Source organism: Streptomyces clavuligerus (assembly GCF_005519465.1).
Lineage (GTDB): Bacteria > Actinomycetota > Actinomycetes > Streptomycetales > Streptomycetaceae > Streptomyces > Streptomyces clavuligerus.
This window is the reverse complement of record NZ_CP027858.1, coordinates 3,097,548-3,118,959: the sequence shown is the minus strand read 5'-3', so window position 1 is coordinate 3,118,959 and position 21,412 is coordinate 3,097,548. Positions and strand designations below refer to the sequence as shown.

Genomic DNA, 21,412 nt, shown 5'->3' with positions numbered 1-21,412 from the left:
CTTGTCTCGCCGCGTCGGTGCTCCGCGCCTGCGCGCCGCTGAGCCCCCGGAGCCCCGCGTCCGTGCCTCCGCGCACCCCCACGCCCCGGCGCCCCGGCGCGCACCGTTCCGCCACGGTCCGTGCGTTTGCGCACTTCCACGGCTTCGCGCCCCGTGAAACCGACCCCCGTGAATCGGTCACGCCCGTACCAATTCGCGACGAAGGGTGACCGCTCGCATGCGTTATGTGATGTGCTGGAGCCTCGGCGTCGGTTGAACGGCGCATCACATGTGTCCGGGGGCACCGGGGAGGGCGTATGGGGGCGGAGCACATCAGCCGATGGGAGTCGGGCGCCCTCGCCCATGCCGTGTCGGACCCCTTCGGGCAGGGCCCCCTGCCCTGGCTGCGGGGGAACGAGCACTACTTCTCCGACACCGGCCGCCTCATCCCCTGGTACGCCGAGCCGGAGCGGCCCGGTTGCCGGGGCCCCCGCAGCGCCAACGATGTGAACCGCCAGATCAAGGGCTTCGCCTCGGCCGGAGCCGTCGCCCCCGGCGAGTCGATCGACTTCCATGTGACCGTGGACCCGCCGCAGCAGTTCTCGATCGACGTCTACCGCATCGGCCACTACGCGGGCCACGGCGCGACGAAGGTCACCACGAGTCCCCGCCTCTCCGGCATCGTCCAGCCGCCGCCGCTCACCGCCAACCGCACCGTCTCCTGCCACCACTGGTGGCTCTCCTGGCGGCTCCAGATCCCGTCGTACTGGTCGATCGGCGCCTATGTCGCCGTCCTCACCACGGCCAACGGCTACCGCTCCCACATCCCCTTCACGGTCCGCGACAACGGCCCCGCCGATCTGCTGCTCCTGCTCCCGGACATCACCTGGCAGTCGTACAACCTCTACCCGGAGGACGGCCGTACCGGCGCCAGCTTCTACCACGCCTGGGACGGCCGGGGCCGTCTCCTCGGGGAGCGGGAGGCCGCCGTCACCGTCTCGTTCGACCGCCCCTACGCGGGCGCCGGGCTGCCGCTCCACATCGGCCACGCCTACGACTTCGTCCGCTGGGCCGAGCGGTACGGCTACGACCTCGCCTACGCCGACGCCCGCGATCTGCACGCCGGACGGGTCGACCCCAGCCGCTACCGGGGACTGGTCTTCCCCGGTCACGACGAGTACTGGTCCATCCCCATGCGCCGGACCGTCGAGGCCGCCCGCGACCAGGGCACCTCCCTGGTCTTCCTCTCCGCGAACACCATGTACTGGCAGGTGGAACTCTCCCCGTCCCCGTCCGGGGTGCCCGACCGGCTGCTCACCTGCCGCAAACGGCGCGGCCCCGGGAAGTCCGCGCTCTGGCGGGAGGCGGACCGCGCCGAACAGCATCTGCTCGGCATCCAGTACGCGGGCCGGGTCCCCGAGCCGCACCCCATGGTCGTACGCAACGCCGACCACTGGCTCTGGGAATCCACCGGCGCGGGGGAGGGCGACGAACTGCCCGGCCTGGTCGCGGGCGAGGCCGACCGCTACTTCCCCCGCACCTCGCTTCCCCCGCATCTGCGCCGCATCCTGCTCGCCCACTCCCCGTACCGGGACGCCAGGGGGACGACCCGGCACCAGGAGACCTCCCTCTACCGCGCGCCGTCCGGGGCCCTGGTCTTCGCCTCCGGCACCTTCGCCTGGTCGCCCGCGCTCGACCGGCCCGGCCATGTCGACCCCCGTGTCCAGCGGGCCACCGCCAACCTCCTCGACCGCATCTGCAAACGGGACTGAGCCCCCGCCGCTGCGGCCCGGCGGGCCGCCGGGCCGACCGCCCCGGTGGCCTCCGAGGGCCCCGCCCGAGCGGTCGTCCCCGGGTACGAGAGAATCGGCACCAGTCGTTCAGAACCACGGGGAGGCGCCGTGTCCGGATTCGTAGAAAAGCCCGAACCGCAGCAGGTTCCCGGCCTGCTGCATCTGCACACCGGCAAGGTGCGTGATCTCTACCGGAACGAGGCGGGCGATCTGATCATGGTCGCCAGCGACCGTATCTCCGCCTATGACTGGGTGCTGCCCAGCGAGATCCCCGACAAGGGCCGGGTCCTCACCCGGCTCTCCCTCTGGTGGTTCGACCGGCTCGCGGACCTCGTTCCGCACCATGTCGTCTCGACCGACCTTCCCGATGGCGCGCCCGCCGACTGGGAGGGCCGCACCCTCGTCTGCCGTTCGCTGCGGATGGTCCCCGTCGAGTGCGTGGCCCGCGGCTATCTGACCGGCTCCGGCCTCGTCGAGTACGACGAGTCCCGCACGGTCTGCGGGATCACGCTCCCCGAGGGGCTGTCGGACGGCTCCGAACTCCCCGCGCCGATCTTCACCCCCGCCACCAAGGCGGCCGTCGGAGACCACGACGAGAACGTCACCTACGAGGAGGTGGCCCGGCAGGTCGGCGCCGAGACGGCGGCCGTGCTGCGGCAGACGACCCTCGCCGTCTACGGCCGGGCCCGGGACATCGCCCGGGACCGGGGGATCATCCTCGCGGACACCAAGTTCGAGTTCGGGCACACCGAGGACGGCACCCTCGTCATCGCCGACGAGGTGCTGACGCCGGACTCGTCCCGCTTCTGGCCCGCGGCCTCCTGGCAGCCGGGCCGCCCCCAGCCCTCGTACGACAAGCAGTATGTGCGCGACTGGCTGACCTCCCCGGCCTCCGGCTGGGACCGCCGCGGTGAGCAGCCGCCGCCCGCGCTCCCGGACGAGGTGGTCGCGGCGACCCGGGCGAAGTACCTGGAGGCGTACGAGATGCTCACCGGCACCCCCTGGGCCTGACCCGGCCGGCCGGGACGGCCCCGGCGCGCCTCGGCCCGAGGCGCGCCGGAAGAACCCCCGGGAGGAACCGGGGTGGTGGAGAGGGCACGGGAAAACGCCGAAGGCCCGATTCCGAAAATCGGAACCGGGCCTTCAATCTGAGCGGACGACCAGGTTCGAACTGGCGACCTCAACCTTGGCAAGGTTGCGCTCTACCAACTGAGCTACGTCCGCAGTGCGCCGTGGCGCGATGACCACTATACCCAACCGCGATGACGGGCGAGACGCACCGCCGTATGACGGTTCTCGGCCCCCAGCTTCGACACGGCCGACGAGAGGTAGTTCCGTACGGTCCCCTGCGACAGCGAGGCCCGCTCGGCGATCTCCGCGATGGGGGCCCCGTCCGCCGCCAGCGCCAGCACCTCGGCCTCCCGGGCGGTCAGCGGCGAGTCCCCGGCGGAGATCGCGTCGGCGGCCAACTCCGGGTCCACATAGCGGCTTCCCGCATGGACGGCACGGATGATCTCCGCGAGCCGCTGGGCGCTGAGGGTCTTCGGGACAAACCCCCGCACACCTGCCTCCAGGGCCCGTTTCAGATGGCCCGGCAGCCCATGGCTGGTGACGATCATCGTTCGGCAGTGGGGCAGTTCCCCCCGGAGCGATGTGGCGACACTCACACCGTCGGCGCCCGGCATCTGGAGATCGAGGACGGCCACATCGGGGCGGTGCGCCCGTGCCATGGCCAGCGCCTCCGTGCCCGACGCCGCCTCGGCGACGACGTCGAGGTCGTCCTCCAGCGAGAGCAGCGCCGCCAGCGCCCCCCGGATCAGATGCTCGTCGTCGGCGAGCAGTACGCGTACCACCGTCACCCGGTGCCTCCCCCGATGGTCGTGTTTCCGCCGCCGTCGGCCGCCCGTTCGCGGCCGATGCCGCCACCCGTACCCGTACCGGTGGGGTCGAGGGGTATCCGGGCCAGCAGCCGGAAGCGCCCCGTCCGGCCGGAGTCGGTCTCCAGCTCCCCGCCCACGGCGGAGAGCCGCTCCCGCAGCCCCGCGAGGCCGGTGCCCGGACGTTCCGGTGCCGAAGCAGCCGAAGCGGCCGGGGTGGCCGAAGCGGCCGGGGCCGGGTGCGGCCCCGCTCCGTCGTTCTCGACGACCAGCAGCGCCGTGCCGTCGACCTCGCCCACCGAGATGGTGCACCGCCGGGGGTCACCGTGCCGCAGGACGTTGGTCGCGGCCTCGCGGACCACCCACCCCAGCGTCGACTCGACCTCCCCCGGCAGCTCCAGCCGGCCCAGGACGACGGTGCAGGTGATCCCGGCCGCCTCCAGCACGCTCCGGGCGCCCTCCAGCTCGGCCCGCAGATCGGCCTCGCGATAGCCGCGCACGACCTCCCGCACCTCACGCTGGGAGTCCTGCGCGATCTGCTGGACCTCCAGCATCTGGTCCACGGCCTCGGGACGGCCCCGCCGGGCGAGCTGCACCGCGAGTTCGCTCTTCAGCGCGACGACGGCGAGATTCCGCCCGAGGACGTCATGGAGATCGCGGCCGAAGCGCAGCCGCTCCTCGGCGACCGCGAGCCGCGCCTGCACATCGCGGGCCTCCCGCAGTTCCCACATCACCGCCAGGACCCACAGGGAGGCCCGGCCGGTCCAGGCCAGCCACGCGCTCGCGAAGGTGACGAACACGGCGGTGAAGATCCGTTGCCCCAGCCCCATCCCGGTCAGGGAGGTCAGGGCGAAGACCGCCGCCAGCACCCCCAGATGGGCCAGCGCGGTGACCCGGTTCCGCACCAGCAGGGCGTATCCGGCGCTGAGGGGCAGGACCACACAGGAGAGCAGACCCGGCAGGGCCTCCAGTGCCTCGGGCGTGCCCGACCGCACCAGGAGCAGGGCCACGAAGCTCTCGGCGCAGGTCAGGGCCGTCGCCCAGCCGAGCAGCCCACGGGGCACCTCGTCCTGTCCGAGATAGGTGTCCATCGCCCGGCGGGCCAGCCGGGCGCAGACGAGACCGTGGGCGAGGGTGAGGGCCACCGCCGCCAGGGCCGGGAGCGGGGAGAGCGTGCCGGTGGCGCTCTGGAGGACGAGCAGCGCCGCCACCACGGAGACCGCGGACCAGATGACGAGATAGATCGTGCCCCGGGTGTAGAGGTCGACCTTGACCAGTCTGCTGCGTTCGCTCCAGCGACCGCTCAAACCCTTCACCCGCACTGCGCTGCCCCACTGCTCCATGACGTCGGTCCCTGCCGGAGCGCGCGGGCCGCCGCGCCCACGCCCACGTCCGTGTGCGTCCGCACGGCTGTGCCCGTGGCCGCGTATCGCTGCCGCACGCGCGCCGGTTCCGCCGAGCCGCCCCGGGACGGTCATCAGCGTCGGGGCTCCCAGCGGAACCACCGCTGCACAGCAAACACCGAGACCGCCGTCCAGACCAAGGCGCCCACCGCCGCGACCGTGAGGTCCCGGCTGTCCACGCCCCCGAGCCAGCCCGCCCGGACAAGGGTCATCACCCCGGTGAGCGGGAGGATTTCGCAGATCCGCTCCATCGTCGGCGGCATCACCGAGAGCGGGACGAGCAGGCCGGAGCCGCCGAGGGAGATCAGGAACATCGGCATCGTGGTGATCTGGGCACTCTCCACGGTCCGGGTGAAGGCGGAGGTCACCGCGGCCAGCGCGACGCACACGACGACGCCCAGGGCGATCCCGGCGAGCAGCAGATCGGCCCGTGCGGGCGCGCCGAGGTCCATGGCGGCGACTCCGGCCACGACCAGCAGCGCGCACTGCGCCAGCGCGATGCCGACGGCGGGCAGCGCGGTCCCGGCCAGGATCTCGCGGTCCGTCACCTCACCGGTGCGCAGCCGCTTGAGGACCAGTTCCTCCCGGCGGGCGGTGTAGGCGGAGACCAGGTTCACATGGACCACCAGGATCAGGACCATGCCGATCCCGGCGGTCATCGACGCCTCGGCGATGCTCATGCCGGACTTCTCCGGGTCGATCCGCTCCAGGGAGCCCTGGGCGGCGAACACCATCACCAGCGGCATCAGCAGCGCCATCAGAAGCGCGGTGCGGTTGCGGACGAGGAGGGTCAACTCGGCCCGTCCGAGGGCGGCGAGCCGGCCCGCTGCGGTGGTCCCGGCGGCCCCGCCGCGCTTCCCGCGGGCTCCCGCCGTGCTGTTCGCTGTCGTCATCGTCCTGCCCCCGCCATCCCCGTCGCCGTGCCCGTGCTCATGTCCAGTTCCGTCTGCGCGATCTCCAGGAACGCCTCTTCCAGCGAGGCGGACCGGGCGTCCAGCGCCGCCAGCGCCACGCCCTCCCGCTCCGCCCACCGCAGCAGCTCGGTCAGCGCCTCCTGGAGCTGATGGGTCCGGATCTCGATCCGCCGACCGTCGGCCGCGGCGCGCAGGGCGAGCGGCAGCCGGCCGGGCTGCACCCCGTGGGGCAGCTCGAACCGGATCCGGGCCGGCCGGGACGCGGTGACCTCCGCCGGGGTGCCCGAGGCCACGATCCGGCCCCGGTGCATGATCGCCAGCCGGTCGGCCAGCGCCTCGGCCTCCTCCAGGTAGTGCGTGGTCAGCAGCACGGTGGTGCCGGTGTCGCGCAGCGCCCGCACCAAGTCCCAGGTGTCGCGGCGCCCTTCGGCGTCGAGTCCGGTGGTGGGTTCGTCCAGGAAGAGCACCTCGGGCCGCCCGAGCAGGGCCAGCGCCAGATCGAGCCGCCGCCGCTCACCGCCGGAGAGCTGTTTGACGCGGACGTCGGCGCGATGGCCGAGCCCCACCAGCTCCAGCGCCTCACCGACCGGGCGCGCCCCGCTGGTGCACCCCGACCACATGCGCGCGGTCTCGGCCGCGGTCAGATCGGAGGGGAAGCCGCCCTCCTGGAGCATCACCCCGATCCGGGGCCGTACGGCGCTCCGCTCGCGGTACGGGTCGTGTCCGAGCACCCGTACGGTGCCGGACGCGGGCTCCGCGAGACCTTCCAGCAGTTCGACGGTGGAGGTCTTGCCCGCGCCGTTGGTCCCGAGGAGGGCGAAGATCTCGCCGCGCGCCACGGAGAAAGTGATCCCGCTCACGGCCTCGAAGCCGCCCGCGTACCTCCGCCGCAGCTCGTCCACCGTGATCACGTACTGGTCTGTGGTCATGTACGGAAGCATTCCGCCGCCCCGGGGGAGTGGGCAGTGCGCACTGTCACTGGTGCTCATGACACATGTCATGGGTCGTGCGCGCCCCGGGTGCCCGGTGCCGCCGCGAAAAGCGGGAGCCGTCCCGAAACAGCCGGGTGGGCGGGGCAACGAGACAGAAAAGGCCCGGTTCCGAAAATCGGAACCGGGCCTTCAATCTGAGCGGACGACCAGGTTCGAACTGGCGACCTCAACCTTGGCAAGGTTGCGCTCTACCAACTGAGCTACGTCCGCAGTGCTGCCGCTTCAGCTCTCACTGAGCGGTGCGTCCACCACTCTACCTGATCCACATCGGTGGTCGGTAAGGCGATGAGAGCGGGTGACAGGAATTGCACACTGCGCCTTCCCCCTGGAAGGGGGATGTTCTGCTACTGAACTACACCCGCACGATCCTCGGGTTCTTCCCTTTCGGGTTGGCCCCTCGGCGTGTTCCGTACTTTAGCCCACGGTGGGGGGTGCGGCGCAACTCAAGATCGGGACCGGGGCCCGTCCGGGCCCCGGGCGATCTCAACTCGCCTTGCGGAACGCCTCGTAGACCGCCTTGGGGATACGCCCCCGGGCCGGCACGTCCATCTTGTTGGACTGCGCCCAGGCGCGGACCGCCGCCGGGGCGGGCTCCAGCGCGGTGTGCGTGTAGGCGGCGGCACGCGGGCGCCGCCCCTGTGCCCCGGCCTGCTTCCGGCCCGCCGCCATGTACGGCGCCAGGGCCTTGCGCAGTTTCTTGGCATTGGCGGGATTGAGGTCGATCTCGTACGTCTTCCCGTCCAGGCCGAACCTGACCGTTTCCGCTGCTTCTCCGCCGTCGATGTCGTCGGAGAGTGTGACCACTACTCGCTGCGCCACGGATATCGGTCCTTTCCCGCGGTCTCCCGCGCATCCACCGGGCGACAAGGTCACCCGGAGGGTCTCCGTCGGGTGCTCGCCCACGCTGACATGCTGGGATACCGGCATTCCGGCTGTCGAGGGGTTAAAGGTGCTGTCCTCTGCTTTCCTTTGTACAGCGCGGGGCGGTGCATTGTGAAGCCCACCCAATTATGTGCGCGTGTCCGATCAATGAAGACCGGAATTTTCTACCGGATTTTTGCACTCCGCCGCCCGGCCGCGTTCCTTCTTGCCCAGTTCCTATATCCACCCATATCTACGCGAGTAGATTTCTGGGCCGGGTACGCTGAGCGAACCGCCCTAGCGCAACACATCACCGGGAGTGCCCGTGGCACGCGTCGTAGTCGACGTCATGCTCAAGCCCGAGATCCTCGACCCGCAGGGACAGGCTGTGCAGCGCGCACTGCCCCGCCTGGGATTCGACGGCATCGCGGACGTCCGTCAGGGAAAGCGTTTCGAGCTGGAGGTGGAGGGGCCGGTCGACGAGGCCGCCCTCGCCCGCATCCACGAGATGGCTGAAACGTTCCTCGCCAACACCGTCATCGAGGACTTCATCGTGAAGGTGGAGTCGTGACGGTCACCACCACCCCCGGGGGAGCCCCCTCCGGGAACACCCGGATCGGAGTCGTCACCTTCCCGGGGACGCTCGACGACCGGGACACCCTGCGGGCCGTACGGCTCGCGGGGGCCGAGCCGGTCCCCCTCTGGCACCGGGACAAGGACCTGAAGCAGGTCGACGCCGTGGTCCTCCCCGGCGGCTTCTCCTACGGCGACTATCTGCGGGCCGGGGCCATTTCCCGGTTCTCCCCCGTCATGGAGACGGTCATCGACCAGGCCAGGGCCGGTATGCCGGTCCTGGGCATCTGCAATGGCTTCCAGGTCCTCACCGAGACGCATCTGCTGCCCGGTGCCATGCTCCGGAACAACCATCTCCACTTCGTCTGCCGTAACCAGCGGCTGCGGGTGGAGAACGCGGACACCGCCTGGACCTCCGATTACGAGCAGGGCCAGGAGATCTCCGTCCCCCTGAAGAACATCGACGGCCGCTATGTCGCCGATGAGCGGGTGCTGGACGAGCTGGAGGCGGAGGGCCGTGTCGTCTTCCGCTATCGGGACCTCAACCCGAACGGCTCCCTCCGGGACATCGCCGGCATCACCAACGCCGAGGGCAACGTCGTCGGCCTCATGCCCCACCCCGAGCACGCCGTGGAGCCGCTGATCGGCACCGGCGGCACCGATGGGCTCGCCTTCTTCACCTCCGTCATCAAGAAGTTGGCCGCTCTGTGAGCGGCGCACGCGCGGCTGCCGGGCCGCGGACCGAGAACGACGCCGGGCCTCCGGGCCGCGCGGGCGGAGCAGCGAACGAAAGGTGCTCGGCATGAGCCTCGACACCGTCAAGCACGCCACCGACACCCCCGAGGCCGAACAGCCCTGGGCCGAACTGGGGCTGAAGCAGGACGAGTACGAGCGGATCCGGGAGATCCTGGGCCGCCGCCCCACCGGGGCCGAGCTGGCGATGTACTCCGTCATGTGGTCCGAGCACTGCTCGTACAAGTCCAGCAAGGTCCATCTGCGGCAGTTCGGTGAGAAGGCGCCCGAGAACGACGCCCTGCTCGTCGGCATCGGGGAGAACGCCGGAGTCGTCGACGTCGGCCAGGGGTACGCGGTGACCTTCAAGGTCGAGTCGCACAACCACCCCTCCTACATCGAGCCCTACCAGGGCGCCGCGACCGGGATCGGGGGCATCGTCCGCGACATCCTGGCCATGGGCGCCCGTCCCGTCGCCGTGGTCGACCCGCTGCGCTTCGGCGCCGCGGACCACCCCGACACCAAGCGGGTGCTGCCCGGCGTGGTCGCGGGCATCGGCGGCTACGGCAACTGCCTGGGCCTGCCCAATATCGGCGGCGAGGTCGTCTTCGACCCCTGCTACCAGGGCAACCCGCTGGTCAACGCGGGCTGCATCGGGGTCATGAAGCACGAGGACATCCACCTCGCGCAGGCTTCGGGCCCCGGCAACAAGGTCATCCTGTACGGGGCCCGCACCGGCGGCGACGGCATCGGCGGCGTCTCCGTGCTCGCCTCCGAGACCTTCGAGTCCACCGGCCCCGCCAAGCGGCCCGCCGTCCAGGTGGGTGACCCGTTCCAGGAGAAGCTGCTCATCGAGTGCACCCTGGAGATCTTCGCGGAGAAGCTGGTCGCGGGCATCCAGGACCTCGGCGGCGCCGGACTCTCCTGCGCCACCTCCGAGCTGGCCAGCGCCGGTGACGGCGGTATGCGGGTCGACCTGGACACCGTGCCGCTGCGCGACGCCTCCCTCTCGCCCGAGGAAATCCTCATGAGCGAGTCGCAGGAGCGCATGTGCGCGATCGTCGAGCCCGGCAAGGTCGCGCGCTTCCTGGAGATCTGCGAGAAGTGGGACGTCATCGCCACCGTCATCGGTGAGGTGACCGACGGCGACCGGCTGGAGATCTTCTGGCACGGCGAGCAGATCGTGGACGTACCGCCGCGGACCGTCGCCCACGAGGGCCCGGTGTACGAGCGCCCCTACGCCCGCCCCGCGTGGCAGGACGCCCTCCAGGCCGACGACGCGGGGAAGCTGCCCCGGCCGGAGACGGCCGAGGAGCTGCGCGCGCAGGTGCTGAAGGTCGTGGCCTCGCCGAACCAGGCGTCCAAGGCGTGGATCACGGATCAGTACGACCGTTTCGTCCAGGGCAACACCGTGCTGGCGCAGCCCGAGGACGCGGGCATGATCCGGATCGACGAGGAGACCGACCTCGGCGTCGCCATGGCCACCGACGGCAACGGCCGCTACGCGAAGCTGGACCCCTACGCCGGGGCGCAGCTCGCGCTGGCGGAGGCGTACCGCAATGTCGCCGCGTCCGGTGCCCGGCCGCTCGCGGTCTCGGACTGCCTGAACTTCGGCTCCCCGGAGGACCCGGGGGTCATGTGGCAGTTCGCCGAGGCCACCCGGGGGCTCGCCGACGCCTGTCAGCAGCTCGGCACCCCGGTCACCGGCGGCAATGTCTCGCTCTACAACCAGACCGGCGAGACGGCGATCCACCCGACGCCCGTGGTCGCGGTCCTCGGCGTGATCGACGACGTCACCCGGCGCACCCCGATCGGCTTCGGGGAGGAGGGCCAGCTCCTCTATCTCCTCGGGGACACCCGGGAGGAGTTCGGCGGCTCGGCCTGGTCGCAGGTGGTCCACGACCACCTCGGCGGACTGCCGCCCGCGGTCGACCTGGAGCGGGAGCGGCTGCTTGGCGAGATCCTGATCTCAGCCTCCCGGGACGGGATGATCGACGCTGCCCACGACCTCTCGGACGGCGGTCTGATCCAGGCCGTGACCGAGTCCGCCCTGCGCGGCGGCACGGGCGCCCGGCTGGTCGTCCCCGACGGTCTGTCCGCGTTCACCTTCCTCTTCTCCGAGTCGGCGGGACGGGCGGTGGTCTCGGTGCCGCGCAGCGAGGAGCTGCGCTTCACGGACATGTGCGGCGCCCGGGGGCTGCCCGCGACCCGGATCGGGGTCGTGGACGGCGACGGGATCGAGATCCAGGGCGAGTTCACGCTCTCCCTGGACGAGCTGCGGACCGCGCACGAGGAGACCGTTCCGGCGCTGTTCGCGTAGGCGCACCCGCGCGGGCCCACCTGTCCCGCGCGTCGATCGACGGCCGAGCCCCCGCTCCCTGTCCCGGATCTCCGGGCGGGAGCGGGGGCTCGGCCGTTTCCGGTGGCGCTCATGGGGTTGCGCGGGATTACGTAATTACGTATCTTCAAAATCATGGAGTGGGAGGAACGGTTCGCCGCGCTGGAGCGCCGGGTGGCCGCACTGGAGGAACAGCCCCGGCGGACGCCGCCGCCACCCGCGTCGACGGCCGAGGTCTTCTGGGCGCTGGAAGGGCTCAAGGAGCGGCTGACCGGCGCCGGAGCGGCGGCCGATGGCGGCGGGGTGCTCTTCACCGGCTCCGTGCGGCTGCGGGACGACGAGCGCTACGAGTGGCAGTACGGCGCCCTCACCGGCGAACTGCTCGAAGCGGACTGGACGGAGACGGCCGACGCCTTCGCCGCCCTCGGCAACGCCGTCCGGCTGCGGCTGCTCCACGAGGTCGTCGGCGGCCGGGACACCGCCGCCGCGCTGGCGGAGCTGGAGGACCTCGGGACCACCGGCCAGATCTACCACCATCTGCGCCAGCTCACCGGCGCGGGCTGGCTGCGGACCGCGGGGCGCGGCCGCTATCAGGTGCCGCCCCGGCGGATGGTCCCCCTGCTGGTCATGCTCACGGCGGCCCGCCCGGAGTAGGGCCGCCGCGCGCAACGCGCACGGATACGGGCACACAGGCACACACCACACGGGGGGAACACATGGAGGAGCGCGCGGCAGCGACACCGAGGACGGGCCGCAAGGCGCTGATGGTCCTGTACCGGACCACCGGCAGGCTCTTCGCCGTGCTGATCGTCTGCGACCTGCTCACCGGTCTGCCCGTCCCCTGGTGGACGGTGGTGGCCGCGGGGACGGCGATGTTCGGCTCCGGCCTGGTCGCGACCCGGCGGGCCGCCCGGGAGCACGCCGCGGCGGAGCGCCCCGCCGCCGTGGAGACCGGACCGCCGGTCCTGGGCCGCTGGTCCGCGACGAACAGTCCGGCCGACACCGTCCCGAGCCATGGCACCCATGTCTACGGGCAGACCTACGCCATCGATCTGACGGCCGAACCGGAGCCGGAGCGCGGCCCCGCGGAGGGAGCGGAGGGCGGGAGCACCCGGCCCGGGTTCTCCCCGCTGTGGCCCCTGGTCCGGCGCAACTCCGCCTTCCCCGCCTTCGGCGAGCCGCTGTACGCGGTGGCCGACGCCACCGTCGTCCACGCGTCCGACCGGCAGCGCGACCATCTCAGCCGCACCTCGCTGCCGATGCTGGCCTATCTGATGCTGCTGGAGGCACCGGCCCGTGACATCGGCGGTCCGGGCCTGATCGTCGGCAACCATGTGGTCCTGGACCTGGGGGACGGGACCTACGCCCTGTACGCCCATCTCCGGCGCGGCTCCCTGCTGGTCAAGGAGGGGGACCGGGTCCGCGCGGGCCAGCCGCTCGCCCGCGTCGGGAACTCGGGCAACTCCACCGAGCCGCATGTCCACTTCCATCTGATGGACGGCACGGACCTGGACACCGCCCGGGGCGTCCCCTTCCGCTGGCGCGGGGTGGGCGTCCCCGCCGCGAAGGAGTTCTTCACCGTCGACGAGTCGCTGCTGACCCGGGACGGCGGGTGAGCACGCCGATCGCCGGGGACGGCCGGTGACCCACCCCGGTGGCCCTGCCGTCCGGACCCGTCCGGTGCGTACCCCGGCCGGGCCGGGACCGCAGGGCCTAGTCTCGGGGCATGCCCCCGGCCAAACGCGCCCGCGTCCACGACTTCGCCCGGACCCGTACCGCCGTGCTCGCGCAGAGCGCGGCGCTGCGGGAGGGCATCGGCACCCTCACCCCCGGACAACTCGCCCTGCCCACCCGGCTGGGCGAGTGGACCGTCCGGGAGCTGGTCGCCCATCTCGCCCTGGTGCTCGGGTCCGTGGCCCGGGGCCTCGCGCTGCCCGCGCCGCCGAAGGCGGAGCTGAGCCTGCCGGAGTGGGCCCTTCGCACCGGCTCGGTGGCGGACGCGGTGGACGAGCGCGTACGGACGTTCGTGAACGAGTTGAACGAGTTGAATGAATTGAACGAGGTGAACGGGGCAGGCACGGCGGATGGGACGGGTGAGGCGGGCGGCGGCGTCGTCCAGGAGTACCGCCGGGCGGCCGACCGGCTGGAACAGGCCCTGGCCGGGGTGGTGGACGGCGAGCGGCCGACACAGATCCGCCCGGCGTCCATGCGTCTCGTGGACGTCCTCGTCACCCGCTGTGTGGAGCTGATCGTCCACACCGACGACCTCAACGCCGCGACCGGTCTTGAGCTTCCGTACGACCGCCAGGCGCTCGCCGCCACCACCCGGGCGCTCGCCGACGCCCTGGCGGTGAAGGCCCCCGGCGGGGCGGTGGAGGTGCGGATTCCGCCGTTCGCGGTGGTGCAGTGCGTCGAAGGGCCCCGGCATACGCGGGGCACCCCGCCGAACGTCGTGGAGACCGATCCGCTGACCTGGGCACGGCTCGCCACCGGGCGGCTCGCCTGGGCCCCGGCCGTCGACGCCGCGCGGGTCGCCGCGAGCGGTGAGCGGGCCGATCTGACGGAGCTGCTGCCGGTCCTGAGCTGACGCGCCCGTTCCGGCCCGGGGAACCGGAACGGCACCCGTTCCGTCCCAGGGGCATGCGTCGTCACTTGAGCGCCACCCTCACCGCCATCGCCCTGCTCGCCCTCGCCGCCTGCGGCACCGAGTCCGGCTCCGGGTCCGGGGGTGGTGGTGCGGATGGCCGGAACGACTCCGCGCGGACCGCCGAAGGGGCCGGGCTGCCGCTGACCGGGGTGCGCTGGACCGTCGACAGCGTCACCGCCGACGGCCGCCGCTCCACCGCGCCCCCCGGGGCGTACATCGAGCTGACGGAGAAGGGCCGGGCGCAGGGCAGCTACGGCTGCAACCGCTTCGGCGCGGAGGCCGTGCTCCGGGGCGCCACCCTCACCGTCGCACCCGCCGAGCTGACCACGGTCGCCTGCTCCGACGAGATCCATGGCTTCGAGAAGACCCTGTCGGGCGTCTTCACCGGCCGGCTGACCGCCCGGCTCGACGGCAAGCGGCTCACGCTCACCTCGCCCGCCGGGGACACCGTCGCCCTCGTCGACGAGGGCCCCGCCCCGCTGACGGGCACCACCTGGACGGTCACCTCCCTGACCACGCGGGATGTCTCCGAGTCGCTGCCCGCCGGGACGGAGGGCTCCGCGCATCTGACCTTCGCGAAGAACGGTCGGATCGGCGGGCGGCTCGGCTGCAACACCTTCCGGGGCACCGGGAAGATATCCGGCCAGGAGATCACCGTTCAGGACCTCGTCAGCACCAAGAGGCTCTGCATGGGTACGGGCGGACAGGTCGAGGCCCATCTGCTGAAGGTGCTCGACGGCACGGTGACCTATCGGCTGGAGGGTCGGGAACTCGCCCTCACCGGAGCGACCGGGGCGGGCGTCCACGCGGTGGCCGCACGGTAGCGGGGGACGGTCCCCGAACGGTCCCCGAGCGGTCCTGGGCACCGGGCCGGGTGGTCCCGGGCGGACCGGTCCCGGGGCCGCGCCCCGGCCGTACGGGGGCCGCGTACCCGGCCCGACCGGCGCCGACCCGGTCCGCGTGGCCAAAAGGTGATCCGAAAAGACCCCCTCCCCAATTCGGACCAGTGGTCGACCTCGCCTACACTCGGTGCCGTGCCACGTGGTGACGGTCGACTCAATCACGATCTGCTCCCCGGAGAGAAGGGCCCTCAAGACGCCTGCGGCGTCTTCGGTGTCTGGGCTCCGGGTGAAGAGGTCGCAAAGCTCACGTACTTCGGGCTCTACGCCCTCCAGCATCGGGGCCAGGAATCCGCGGGTATCGCGGTCAGCAATGGTTCCCAGATCCTCGTCTTCAAGGACATGGGCCTCGTCTCGCAGGTCTTCGACGAGACATCCCTCGGCTCCCTCCGCGGTCATATCGCGGTCGGACACGCGCGTTACTCCACGACCGGAGCCTCGGTCTGGGAGAACGCGCAGCCGACCTTCCGGGCCACGGCCCATGGCTCCATCGCCCTCGGTCACAACGGCAACCTGGTGAACACCGCCCGGCTCGCGGAGATGGTGGCGGACCTGCCCCGTCAGGACGGCCGGGCGACCCAGGTGGCCGCGACCAACGACACCGACCTGGTCACCGCGCTGCTCGCGGGCCAGGTCGACGAGGACGGCAAGCCGCTGTCCACGGAGGCGGCGGCGGCCCGGGTGCTCCCCGCGGTCAGGGGCGCCTTCTCGCTGGTCTTCATGGACGAGTCCACGCTGTACGCGGCGCGGGACCCGCAGGGCATCCGCCCGCTCGTCCTCGGCAGGCTCGACCGCGGCTGGGTGGTCGCGAGCGAGTCCGCCGCCCTCGACATCTGCGGTGCCACCTATGTCCGGGAGATCGAGCCGGGCGAGCTGATCGCGATAGACGAGAACGGGATCAGGACCTCCCGCTTCGCAGAAGCAAAGCCCAAGGGCTGTGTCTTCGAGTATGTCTATCTGGCGCGCCCCGACACCGACATCGCCGGGCGGAACGTCTATCTCTCCCGGGTGGAGATGGGCCGGAAACTGGCCGCGGAAGCTCCGGCCGAAGCGGATCTGGTGATAGCCACTCCGGAGTCGGGGACCCCCGCGGCGATCGGCTACGCCGAGGCGAGCGGCATCCCCTACGGCTCCGGTCTGGTCAAGAACGCCTATGTCGGGCGGACCTTCATCCAGCCCTCGCAGACCATCCGCCAGCTCGGCATCCGACTCAAGCTGAACCCCCTCAAGGAAGTCATCAAGGGCAAGCGGCTGGTCGTCGTCGACGACTCCATCGTCCGCGGGAACACCCAGCGCGCGCTGGTCAAGATGCTCCGTGAGGCCGGTGCGGCCGAGGTCCACATCCGGATCTCCTCCCCGCCCGTGAAGTGGCCCTGCTTCTTCGGCATCGACTTCGCGACCCGCGCGGAACTGATCGCCAACGGTATGGGCATCGCGGAGATCGGCGCCTCGCTGGGCGCGGACTCGCTCGCGTACATCTCCCTCGACGGGATGACCGAGGCGACCACCATCGACCGGAAGAACCTCTGCCGTGCCTGCTTCGACGGCGAGTACCCGATGGAGCTGCCCGACCCCGAGCTGCTGGGCAAGCAGCTCCTCGAAACGGAGCTGGCGGGCGGCACCGACGCCGCCGACGCGCTCCGCCGTCCCTGATCCCTGCCCGTTCCCCCCCTTTTCCCCTCCCCTCCCGGTGCCCCGCTCCGCAGTAACGACACGAAAGTTCTCATCGCCATGACAGCCGAGTCCTTCGACCGTGCTCCGCAGTCCGACGCCGCTGCCACCGGCGCCAGCTACGCCGGTGCCGGGGTCGACATCGAGGCGGGCGACCGCGCCGTCGAGCTGATGAAGCAGTGGGTCAAGCGGACCAACCGGCCCGAGGTCCTCGGCGGCCTGGGCGGCTTCGCCGGGCTCTTCGACGTCTCCGCCCTCAAGCGGTACGAGCGTCCTCTGCTCGCCTCCGCCACCGACGGCGTCGGCACCAAGGTCGATCTGGCCCGGCGGCTGGGGGTGTACGACACCATCGGTCACGACCTGGTCGGCATGGTCGTCGACGACATCGTGGTCTGCGGCGCCGAGCCCCTGTTCATGACCGATTACATCTGTGTCGGCAAGGTGCACCCCGAGCGGGTCGCGGCGATCGTCAAGGGCATCGCCGAGGGCTGTGTCCTCGCGGGCTGCGCCCTGGTCGGCGGCGAGACCGCCGAGCACCCCGGGCTCCTCGGCGAGGACGAGTTCGACGTCGCCGGCGCGGGCACCGGTGTGGTGGAGGCGGAGCGGCTCCTCGGCCCGGATCGCATCCGTACGGGGGACGCGGTCATCGCGATGGCCTCCTCCGGCCTTCACTCCAACGGGTATTCGCTGGTCCGCCATGTCCTGCTGGACCGGGCCGGGATGGCACTGGAGGCCGAGGTGGCCGAGTTCGGCCGGAGTCTCGGCGCGGAGCTGCTCGAACCGACGCGGATCTACTCGCTGGACTGTCTGGCGCTGACCCGGACCACCGAGGTCCACGCCTTCAGCCATGTCACCGGCGGTGGTCTCGCGAACAACCTCGCCCGGGTGATCCCCGACGGGCTGCACGCCGTCGTCGACCGCTCCACCTGGACCCCCGGGCCGATCTTCGACCTGGTGGGCAAGGCCGGTCAGGTCGAGCGTCTGGAGCTGGAGAAGACCCTCAACATGGGCGTGGGCATGATCGCCGTGGTCCCGGGGGAGACCGCCGATGTGGCGCTGACCCTGCTGGCCGACCGGGGAGTGGACGCCTGGATCGCGGGTGAGATCACCGAGCGCGGCGCGCACACCACGGGCGCGGAGCTGGTCGGGGAGTACGCGGGCTGAGCGAACGGGCCGGGCGGGACACGTACCCGGACCGGCCCCGGTCCTGGGTCACCTCGGGGTGGAGCACACCGACTTCGGGGTGATCACTCCGGTGATGGGCGGACGATCCACAGCCGAACAGCACAGAACCCGGTCCGGAGTCTCCCGGACCGGGTCAGTGATCGGAACGACGTCAAGCGCCCCGGCGCTGCGGCGACGCGTCCGACCCATCGTCGTCGTCATCGTCGTTGTACATGTCCGCGTACCGTGCGTACGGGTCGTCTTCCTCGTCGTCGTCCTCGAACGGCTCCGGGTTCGGAGGCTGGCTCGAAGTCGAAGCGCCCAGCTCGTTGGCCAGACGCGACAGGTCAGTCCCGCCGCTGTTGTACTTCAGCTGGCGGGCGACCTTTGTCTGCTTGGCCTTGGCCCGGCCGCGCCCCATGGCTCGACCCCCTCGGTGACGGGGCTCGACGGCCCCAGAGTCTTGACACGCGTTCATGAGTCGGAACGGACTCTCCGTGGAGAGACCGGCCCGTAGGGCTTCAACGGTACCTGCTTCCGCAGCCATACGGTACGCCGCCCGCATGACGTGCCACTCCGCAGAACCCGCGAGGAGCCCTGTCCTCGCTGGTCAACTGCGATATTAACCTCTTCTTGGCACTCGACCCGCCGACCGGGGTGAGTCTTCGTCCCCCGGGCGGCGGGCGAGCCTCCGGCGAGGATCAGCGTGTGCGGGCCTCCGCCATGCGCTGCTCCGCGATCCTGTCGGCCGCCACGGCCGGCGGAACGCCATCACTCTTTGCTCGTGCGAATATTTCCAGCGTGGTGTCGTGGATCAGCGCGGCCTTCGCCTTGCAACGGTCGAAGTCGAAGCCGTGCAGTTCGTCGGCGACCTGGATCACCCCGCCCGCGTTCACCACGTAATCAGGTGCGTAGAGGATCGAGCGGTCGGCGAGGTCCTTCTCCACCCCGGGGTGGGCGAGCTGGTTGTTCGCCGCTCCGCAGACCACCCGGGCGGTGAGCACCGGGACGGTGGCGTCGTTCAGCGCCCCGCCGAGCGCGCAGGGCGCGTAGATGTCGAGACCGTCGATCCGGATCAGGGTCTCCGTGTCGGGCACCGCGGTCACCCGGGGGTGCCGGTCCAGAACGCGCCGTACGGCGTCCTCGCGCACATCGGTGATCACGACCTCGGCGCCCTCGTCGAGCAGATGCTCCACCAGGTGGTGGCCGACCTTGCCGACCCCCGCGACACCGACCTTCCGCCCCGCGAGCGAGGGCGAGCCCCACAGATGCGCGGCGGACGCGCGCATGCCCTGGAACACCCCGAAGGCGGTCAGGACCGAGGAGTCGCCCGCGCCGCCGTGCTCGGGGGAGCGGCCGGTGGCCCAGCGGGTCTCCCGGGCGACGACATCCATGTCGGCGACGTAGGTGCCCACGTCGCAGGCGGTCACATAGCGCCCGCCGAGCGAGTCCACGAACCGGCCGTAGGCGAGCAGCAGCTCCTCGGACTTCAGTGTCCCGGGATCGCCGATGATCACGGCCTTGCCGCCGCCGTGGCCGAGACCGGCCAGGGCGTTCTTGTACGACATGCCACGGGCGAGGTTGAGCGCGTCGGCGACCGCCGCGGCCTCGGAGGGGTAGGGGTGGAAGCGGGTCCCGCCGAGGGCGGGTCCGAGGGCGGTGGAGTGGATGGCGATCACGGCCTTCAGGCCGGACGCGCGGTCCTGGCAGAGCACGACCTGCTCATGCCCGCCCTGTTCCGAGTGGAACAGGGTGTGCAGAACATCGGCGGGGGCTCCGGGCACATCGGTCACGGTGGTGACTCCCAAGTACGAAGCGGCGGGTGGTGCGGACCGTCCTGGGGGTGGGGAGGTCCGACAGTGCACGAGGGTATGTCCTTTGGCCACGCCGGGCGGGCGCAGTGCGCGAGATCACCCCCGGGTGCGCGGGATCACCCCCGGGCGGGGGGCGCGCGTGGAAGGATTCACGCATGCCAGCGGTGTCGTCGGTCCTTGTTCCCTACGCGGCCTATCTGCGGGTGTACGAGCCCCTGGCGGCGTTCGCCCCGCCCGAGCGGGAGCGCTGGGCCCGTTACGCGCGCGAGGGCCGCAGCCCCACCGCCCAGGACGAACTGCGCCGCTCACTGGCTGATTTGCTGCCCACCCCGCCGGTTCCGGTGCCCGTCCACGAGAGCGGGGACGCCTTTGTGGCGGAGCTGGACGGGGCCGTGTGCGTCTGCCCCTGGCAGACCCGGCTGCGGGGCTGGCTGGCCCTCCAGGAGCTGACCGAGCGGCTGCCCCCGGCCCTGCTCGACGCGGTCCTGCCGCCGGTGGTGCGCGGTCAGGCGGCGGCGGACTGGGAGCGGTGGCGCGCCCGCAACCCGGACGCCCGGCCGTGGATCAGGACCTCGTTGTGGCAGATCCCGGTCGGCTGGTTCGCGCTCTTCGCGGACACGGAACGGGAGTACGAGCCGCCGGGGCCCGGGGCGGCCGTGCTGCGCTACCGCACCCCGATGGTCGAGGCCCGCCGCCGGGTGGCCAGAACCCTGCGCACACTGCGGGAGGCGGAGCACACCGGCCCGCTCGGCGAGGGCCTGCTCGTGGTCGGGAAGTGGCTGGAGGAGTTCCATCCGCGTTCGCTGATCGAGCTGGACTACGGCGGTCTGGTGCATGTGCTGCCCCCGGCGAGGCTCGCCGACGACCACTCGGCCGCGGAGGTGGCCGCGGGGGTCGCAGCGCTACGGGAGGGCGACCGGGCGGCGGCGGGTGAGCTATATGCCCGGCTTGTGGGGCGTTGGCGGGTCGTGAAGGACCTGCAATTCGCAAACTGAGCGAATCTGTGGATGATTGAGCCTTCCGTGCGGGCCCTAGGTCCCGATCCGGGCCTTTGTCTCAAGCGTGACGGACTGCACTAACTGGGCTCTTGCGCCTATCGCCTACCCTCGTGTCAAAATAGGACAAGGAGTCCGGGGAGGGTTCCTTCCGCCCAACTAAGGGCGGATTGCTTTGCATTGCGCTCAATGGGGGGTCTGGTGGCTCCTGCTCGCTCTGTGACTGATCGTCACTGTGAGGTGACTGTCCGCTATGACATGGTCCATCGACGTTCAGCCACTGATGGACACCTCGGAGGGCAATTCCGTCGGTTTGGCCGACGAGGCTGGACAGATGGTGTAGTTGTAGTGCCGAGGACAAGCCGTTCGTCCTATAACCGACTCGGCCTGCGTCTGCCATTTCGGGCAACGTGGGTCAAGGTGCAGAATTTAGAGGAAAGAACCGAGAAGGTTCGGTTCTCCCGAGGAGGCCGCTCATGACCGCTCGCACCCCTGATGCCGAGCCGCTGCTGACCCCGGCTGAGGTTGCCACGATGTTCCGCGTGGACCCGAAGACGGTCACTCGCTGGGCCAAGGCAGGCAAGCTCACGTCGATCCGTACGCTCGGCGGACACCGCCGCTACCGCGAAGCGGAGGTACGGGCGCTGCTCGCCGGTATCCCGCAGCAGCGCAGCGAGGCCTGAGACCTCGCTGACCGGGTGATTCCGGGACCCCCATCCCGGTAACTCCCGACCCAAGCAGCACAAGGCGGGCGTCTGCC

General features: G+C 71.3%; 20 protein-coding genes and 3 tRNA genes. 13 read left to right on the top strand and 10 right to left on the bottom strand.

Annotated elements, in window-relative coordinates:
* The first annotated feature begins 296 nt into the window (after nt 1–296).
* Nucleotides 297–1,751, top strand: a complete 1,455-nt coding sequence (locus CRV15_RS13055; RefSeq protein ID WP_003954998.1) for a N,N-dimethylformamidase beta subunit family domain-containing protein — start codon at nt 297–299, stop codon at nt 1,749–1,751.
* A 129-nt stretch (nt 1,752–1,880) separates the two neighbouring features.
* Nucleotides 1,881–2,783, top strand: a complete 903-nt coding sequence (locus CRV15_RS13050) for a phosphoribosylaminoimidazolesuccinocarboxamide synthase (RefSeq protein ID WP_009996972.1) — start codon at nt 1,881–1,883, stop codon at nt 2,781–2,783.
* A 140-nt stretch (nt 2,784–2,923) separates the two neighbouring features.
* Here the strand turns inward: CRV15_RS13050 and CRV15_RS13045 are convergent.
* From CRV15_RS13045 to CRV15_RS13010, 8 genes are all read right to left on the bottom strand, one after another.
* Nucleotides 2,924–2,996 (bottom strand) — tRNA-Gly (locus tag CRV15_RS13045).
* A gap of 23 nt (nt 2,997–3,019) precedes the next feature.
* A complete protein-coding gene (locus tag CRV15_RS13040) occupies nt 3,020–3,631 on the bottom strand; it encodes a response regulator transcription factor (RefSeq protein WP_009996975.1) in 612 nt (203 codons plus the stop codon).
* On the bottom strand, nt 3,628–4,992 hold the full coding sequence (locus CRV15_RS13035; RefSeq protein ID WP_003961204.1) for a sensor histidine kinase: 1,365 nt from the start codon (nt 4,990–4,992) through the stop codon (nt 3,628–3,630). Before CRV15_RS13035 ends, CRV15_RS13040 begins: the two co-directional genes overlap by 4 nt.
* 134 nt (nt 4,993–5,126) lie before the next feature.
* Complete coding sequence (locus CRV15_RS13030) at nt 5,127–5,945, bottom strand: ABC transporter permease (protein ID WP_003954994.1); 819 nt, start codon at nt 5,943–5,945, stop codon at nt 5,127–5,129.
* Nucleotides 5,942–6,895 carry an ABC transporter ATP-binding protein gene (locus tag CRV15_RS13025; RefSeq protein ID WP_009996979.1) on the bottom strand — a complete coding sequence of 318 codons (954 nt, stop codon included), beginning with the start codon at nt 6,893–6,895 and terminating at the stop codon, nt 5,942–5,944. The genes CRV15_RS13030 and CRV15_RS13025 overlap by 4 nt, the downstream gene beginning before the upstream one ends.
* A gap of 200 nt (nt 6,896–7,095) precedes the next feature.
* A tRNA-Gly gene (locus CRV15_RS13020) sits at nt 7,096–7,168 on the bottom strand.
* An 80-nt stretch (nt 7,169–7,248) separates the two neighbouring features.
* A tRNA-Gly gene (locus tag CRV15_RS13015) sits at nt 7,249–7,320 on the bottom strand.
* Between the two features lie 121 nt (nt 7,321–7,441).
* Nucleotides 7,442–7,777 carry a histone-like nucleoid-structuring protein Lsr2 gene (locus tag CRV15_RS13010; RefSeq protein ID WP_029182987.1) on the bottom strand — a complete coding sequence of 112 codons (336 nt, stop codon included), beginning with the start codon at nt 7,775–7,777 and terminating at the stop codon, nt 7,442–7,444.
* A gap of 367 nt (nt 7,778–8,144) precedes the next feature.
* On the opposite strand from CRV15_RS13010, the gene purS reads away from it, so the two are divergent.
* From purS to purM, 9 genes are all read left to right on the top strand, one after another.
* On the top strand, nt 8,145–8,390 hold the full coding sequence (gene purS, locus CRV15_RS13005; protein WP_009996980.1) for a phosphoribosylformylglycinamidine synthase subunit PurS: 246 nt from the start codon (nt 8,145–8,147) through the stop codon (nt 8,388–8,390).
* The gene (gene purQ, locus CRV15_RS13000) at nt 8,387–9,103 is read left to right on the top strand and encodes a phosphoribosylformylglycinamidine synthase subunit PurQ (RefSeq protein WP_003954989.1); all 717 of its coding nucleotides are present in this window, start codon (nt 8,387–8,389) and stop codon (nt 9,101–9,103) included. Before purS ends, purQ begins: the two co-directional genes overlap by 4 nt.
* A gap of 91 nt (nt 9,104–9,194) precedes the next feature.
* Complete coding sequence (gene purL, locus CRV15_RS12995; protein WP_003961208.1) at nt 9,195–11,444, top strand: phosphoribosylformylglycinamidine synthase subunit PurL; 2,250 nt, start codon at nt 9,195–9,197, stop codon at nt 11,442–11,444.
* Between the two features lie 153 nt (nt 11,445–11,597).
* Nucleotides 11,598–12,116: an ArsR/SmtB family transcription factor gene (locus tag CRV15_RS12990; protein WP_003954987.1), complete on the top strand. Its 519-nt coding sequence runs from the start codon at nt 11,598–11,600 to the stop codon at nt 12,114–12,116.
* A gap of 62 nt (nt 12,117–12,178) precedes the next feature.
* Complete coding sequence (locus CRV15_RS12985) at nt 12,179–13,078, top strand: M23 family metallopeptidase (RefSeq protein WP_003954986.1); 900 nt, start codon at nt 12,179–12,181, stop codon at nt 13,076–13,078.
* Between the two features lie 110 nt (nt 13,079–13,188).
* On the top strand, nt 13,189–14,049 hold the full coding sequence (locus tag CRV15_RS12980; protein ID WP_003961209.1) for a maleylpyruvate isomerase family mycothiol-dependent enzyme: 861 nt from the start codon (nt 13,189–13,191) through the stop codon (nt 14,047–14,049).
* A gap of 65 nt (nt 14,050–14,114) precedes the next feature.
* Nucleotides 14,115–14,933: an META domain-containing protein gene (locus CRV15_RS12975; RefSeq protein ID WP_009996982.1), complete on the top strand. Its 819-nt coding sequence runs from the start codon at nt 14,115–14,117 to the stop codon at nt 14,931–14,933.
* Between the two features lie 210 nt (nt 14,934–15,143).
* Complete coding sequence (gene purF, locus CRV15_RS12970) at nt 15,144–16,661, top strand: amidophosphoribosyltransferase (protein WP_003961210.1); 1,518 nt, start codon at nt 15,144–15,146, stop codon at nt 16,659–16,661.
* A 78-nt stretch (nt 16,662–16,739) separates the two neighbouring features.
* Nucleotides 16,740–17,843: a phosphoribosylformylglycinamidine cyclo-ligase gene (gene purM, locus CRV15_RS12965; RefSeq protein WP_003954982.1), complete on the top strand. Its 1,104-nt coding sequence runs from the start codon at nt 16,740–16,742 to the stop codon at nt 17,841–17,843.
* Between the two features lie 172 nt (nt 17,844–18,015).
* Here the strand turns inward: purM and CRV15_RS12960 are convergent, their stop codons facing one another.
* Nucleotides 18,016–18,264 carry a DUF3073 domain-containing protein gene (locus CRV15_RS12960; protein WP_003954981.1) on the bottom strand — a complete coding sequence of 83 codons (249 nt, stop codon included), beginning with the start codon at nt 18,262–18,264 and terminating at the stop codon, nt 18,016–18,018.
* Nucleotides 18,265–18,544: 280 nt separating this feature from the next.
* Nucleotides 18,545–19,636: a Leu/Phe/Val dehydrogenase gene (locus tag CRV15_RS12955; protein WP_003954980.1), complete on the bottom strand. Its 1,092-nt coding sequence runs from the start codon at nt 19,634–19,636 to the stop codon at nt 18,545–18,547.
* A gap of 176 nt (nt 19,637–19,812) precedes the next feature.
* Between CRV15_RS12955 and CRV15_RS12950 the strand changes: the two genes are divergently transcribed.
* Together CRV15_RS12950 and bldC are read left to right on the top strand one after the other, a co-directional pair.
* Nucleotides 19,813–20,652 carry a DUF8083 family protein gene (locus CRV15_RS12950; RefSeq protein ID WP_003954979.1) on the top strand — a complete coding sequence of 280 codons (840 nt, stop codon included), beginning with the start codon at nt 19,813–19,815 and terminating at the stop codon, nt 20,650–20,652.
* Between the two features lie 476 nt (nt 20,653–21,128).
* Complete coding sequence (bldC, locus tag CRV15_RS12945) at nt 21,129–21,335, top strand: developmental transcriptional regulator BldC (protein WP_003949541.1); 207 nt, start codon at nt 21,129–21,131, stop codon at nt 21,333–21,335.
* Nucleotides 21,336–21,412 lie beyond the last annotated feature (77 nt).

Coding starts and splice junctions, on each gene's coding strand:
- CRV15_RS13055 (WP_003954998.1), top strand. CDS start 297: ATGGGGGCGGAGCACATCAGCCGATGGGAGTCGGGCGCCCTCGCCCAT.
- CRV15_RS13035 (WP_003961204.1), bottom strand. CDS start 4,992: ATGGAGCAGTGGGGCAGCGCAGTGCGGGTGAAGGGTTTGAGCGGTCGC.
- CRV15_RS13030 (WP_003954994.1), bottom strand. CDS start 5,945: ATGACGACAGCGAACAGCACGGCGGGAGCCCGCGGGAAGCGCGGCGGG.
- CRV15_RS13025 (WP_009996979.1), bottom strand. CDS start 6,895: ATGACCACAGACCAGTACGTGATCACGGTGGACGAGCTGCGGCGGAGG.
- purL (WP_003961208.1), top strand. CDS start 9,195: ATGAGCCTCGACACCGTCAAGCACGCCACCGACACCCCCGAGGCCGAA.
- CRV15_RS12990 (WP_003954987.1), top strand. CDS start 11,598: ATGGAGTGGGAGGAACGGTTCGCCGCGCTGGAGCGCCGGGTGGCCGCA.
- CRV15_RS12985 (WP_003954986.1), top strand. CDS start 12,179: ATGGAGGAGCGCGCGGCAGCGACACCGAGGACGGGCCGCAAGGCGCTG.
- CRV15_RS12980 (WP_003961209.1), top strand. CDS start 13,189: ATGCCCCCGGCCAAACGCGCCCGCGTCCACGACTTCGCCCGGACCCGT.
- purM (WP_003954982.1), top strand. CDS start 16,740: ATGACAGCCGAGTCCTTCGACCGTGCTCCGCAGTCCGACGCCGCTGCC.
- CRV15_RS12960 (WP_003954981.1), bottom strand. CDS start 18,264: ATGGGGCGCGGCCGGGCCAAGGCCAAGCAGACAAAGGTCGCCCGCCAG.
- CRV15_RS12950 (WP_003954979.1), top strand. CDS start 19,813: ATGCCAGCGGTGTCGTCGGTCCTTGTTCCCTACGCGGCCTATCTGCGG.
- bldC (WP_003949541.1), top strand. CDS start 21,129: ATGACCGCTCGCACCCCTGATGCCGAGCCGCTGCTGACCCCGGCTGAG.